The sequence below is a fragment of the Algoriphagus faecimaris genome, assembly GCF_900101705.1.
Taxonomy (GTDB): domain Bacteria; phylum Bacteroidota; class Bacteroidia; order Cytophagales; family Cyclobacteriaceae; genus Algoriphagus; species Algoriphagus faecimaris.
Genome location: NZ_FNAC01000087.1, coordinates 1 through 3,082, shown reverse-complemented (window position 1 = coordinate 3,082; position 3,082 = coordinate 1). Strand labels below are relative to the sequence as shown.

Genomic DNA, 3,082 nt, shown 5'->3' with positions numbered 1-3,082 from the left:
TCAATCCCCATAGGCACCTCACCGGTTTCGTGCAACAGCGCTTTCATGCTTGGCTTTGCAAGCCGCACGAAAGCTTAGTTGTTGGCAACTGGCTTTTTATTCCCACCATTCTTTTTGTTTTTCAGCTTTTTCGCTGGGTTTAATTGCTAAATTCGGTGATTTATTTTTTAATGCAATATCCAACCAACCTTTATTCCAATACTTTTCAGATACGCTGAATTCTCCAGCTCCAATATCAAAGTCCCTGTTTGCAATTGGAACTCTATAATCAGCCCAATTGCAATTTTTTTCTTTGCCAGTTGAGTAGCTTTTCCAAACTCCAACGAAAGCATTATTTAAATATCCATCCGAAATAAATTCTATGTTATCATATACTATTTCGTTTTTGGAATTCAAATACCATTTTGAAAAGAGAGTACCTTTAAAAATTCCGCTGTGATTTTGCTCTTTACTTTCGTAAAATTCATAATCCGCGATTAAAACCCCTTGATTTTTGATTCCCTTGTCGGCATATTCGTCATCTACTCCGAAGTGTAATTCTTTTACTTCTCTAATTTCTTTAATGATAATGTTTCCATAAAATTCACAAATATTGTCTTTGACTTTGGATTTGCCATAAACATTATAAAGAAATGGACCGTTTGAAATTCTAAATACTGAAATTAATTTGATTGATATTCTTTGATGTTCGTCACCGATTATTCCAAATACATTTTGGTTTTCCGTAACTGACCAAACATTAGAAAAGTCATATTCAAATGAATTGTATTTATCCAAAACATTCTCAGATTGATAATTAACTTCTAAATCGAAATTAACCTTTATTCTATCAAGAGTTTGTCCGATTGAAATATTCGAAATTAAAAGTAGTATGATTATTATTCGTTTCATTTTTTAGCTTGTTGCCAACGGTTTGGCGCTTGGCGAAGAAGCGGATTTCGAAGCACTAAACTGTCTGCCAGCACTGAACTTGATACGAAGCACAAAGCTTCATTTAAGCACTGAACCCGCTTTTTTGCCAAACGCCTGTTACCTGCTGGCGTTATTGTCTGTCTATAATTTAACTTCATATCTGTCAGCAAGTTTTTTAATACTGTCTATGTAATGTTGGTTAATATGTGATGTTACTTTTTCTTTTCTTGTTCCATCAGGCAAAACAACTGTATCTGTAACTGTCTGTGGTTTTAAGGCATTTTGATAATGTTCAAGTATTGTTTTTCGCCCTTTTTCTTTCTGGTCAGTTAGCATATAAAATGCGATTAAGTAATATGGCGAAAGTGTCGGACTAATATACTTCTCATCCTTGTCTATAAACTGTTTTAGCTTTTCAAGTGTAGTGTAATTTTCAAAAATTGGTTTTAAATACGTTTCAAGGTCAGTCTTTATTTGTTCGGCAGTTTTAGATGGGTCAATATTTCTTGCAATTGTATACCAGTGGTCTCGTTTGTGAGAAAATGTTCCAAGTCGGTTTTGAATAAAGCAATCATATGTCTTTGGAAATTCATTTTGAACTTCTTTGTCTGCTATAATTGAAGAAATGTCCGAATTGTAGAAGCCAAAGTTGAATGTAAAAGTTATGCTATTGCTATATGAATTCCATTGACTTTTTTGAACATTGAAGCATTGAGTAATATCATTAGTTTGTCGAGCAAAATGAAGTGTTTTTTTCTTAAAACCGTTTTCCTTGAAGAAAGGAATGATTGTCTCTTTACAAATTTGGTCAAAATGATTTTTTAAGTCCACAGTTTCCATAGATGAGTTGTCAGTCTGAAATTTATTTTCTGTTGCTGTCTTTTGAGCTGGTTTAATGCCAAATAATTTTGAAAATAGTCCCATTCTTTACTTTGTTATTTCACGTTTTCAATTTATTTCTATCATTCTGTGTAGTTCGCTACGCTTGCAGGTAACGGTTCTCAGCTATACGCAGGCAGGGATTTTAACCACTGAACTTCCTACGAAGAACTGAACTTTAAATTTACCACTTAACTGTCCTACGAAGCACGAAACCCCTGCTTGCGTATAGGTGATGTTATGCGGTCGGTTTTCATTTTCTCTTCTTTCTCGTTAATTTGTCAAGCAAAGTTACTAAATTTGCAGTCAAGTATTCACCTGTAAGAAGTTACTAATGACAAAAAAGAAATTGCCCGTTCGTTTTACGGGTCAGCACTTTACTATTGATAAAGTGCTAATAAAAGATGCAATAAGACAAGCAAATATAAGTAATCAGGATACGGTTTTAGATATTGGGGCAGGCAAGGGGTTTCTTACTGTTCATTTATTAAAAATCGCCAACAATGTTGTTGCTATTGAAAACGACACAGCTTTGGTTGAACATTTACGAAAATTATTTTCTGATGCCCGAAATGTTCAAGTTGTCGGTTGTGATTTTAGGAATTTTGCAGTTCCGAAATTTCCTTTCAAAGTGGTGTCAAATATTCCTTATGGCATTACTTCCGATATTTTCAAAATCCTGATGTTTGAGAGTCTTGGAAATTTTCTGGGAGGTTCCATTGTCCTTCAGTTAGAACCTACACAAAAGTTATTTTCGAGGAAGCTTTACAATCCATATACCGTTTTCTATCATACTTTTTTTGATTTGAAACTTGTCTATGAGGTAGGTCCTGAAAGTTTCTTTCCACCGCCAACTGTCAAATCAGCCCTGTTAAACATTAAAAGAAAACAGTTATTTTTTGATTTTAAGTTTAAAGCCAAATACTTAGCATTTATTTCCTGTCTGTTAGAGAAACCTGATTTATCTGTAAAAACAGCTTTAAAGTCGATTTTCAGGAAAAGTCAGGTCAGGTCAATTTCGGAAAAATTCGGTTTAAACCTTAATGCTCAAATTGTTTGTTTGTCTCCAAGTCAATGGGTAAACTGTTTTTTGGAAATGCTGGAAGTTGTCCCTGAAAAATTTCATCCTTCGTAGTTCAAAGTCGGGTGGTTGTCAAGATGATTTTTCTGGTTTGGTGTCGTCTTTTAAGCTGCCGCATAACTTGTTTATTTATATACCTTTTGTCCATTTATACCTCTTATTTAACTGCATAAATGCACCTTTTTGGTACTAATCTATAAGTCATCAAAG

Annotated in this window: 3 protein-coding genes; 1 reads left to right on the top strand and 2 read right to left on the bottom strand. The window is 34.0% G+C overall.

Going from position 1 to position 3,082, the window contains the following annotated elements:
- Positions 1-96: 96 nt before the first annotated feature.
- Both BLQ57_RS20620 and BLQ57_RS20615 read right to left on the bottom strand, forming a co-directional pair.
- Complete coding sequence (locus tag BLQ57_RS20620; protein ID WP_087941491.1) at positions 97-891, bottom strand: hypothetical protein; 795 nt, start codon at positions 889-891, stop codon at positions 97-99.
- A gap of 162 nt (positions 892-1,053) precedes the next feature.
- The gene (locus tag BLQ57_RS20615; protein WP_087941492.1) at positions 1,054-1,836 is read right to left on the bottom strand and encodes a DUF4304 domain-containing protein; all 783 of its coding nucleotides are present in this window, start codon (positions 1,834-1,836) and stop codon (positions 1,054-1,056) included.
- Positions 1,837-2,125: 289 nt separating this feature from the next.
- Between BLQ57_RS20615 and erm(F) the strand changes: the two genes are divergently transcribed.
- A complete protein-coding gene (gene erm(F) / locus BLQ57_RS20610; protein WP_004295323.1) occupies positions 2,126-2,926 on the top strand; it encodes a 23S rRNA (adenine(2058)-N(6))-methyltransferase Erm(F) in 801 nt (266 codons plus the stop codon).
- Positions 2,927-3,082 lie beyond the last annotated feature (156 nt).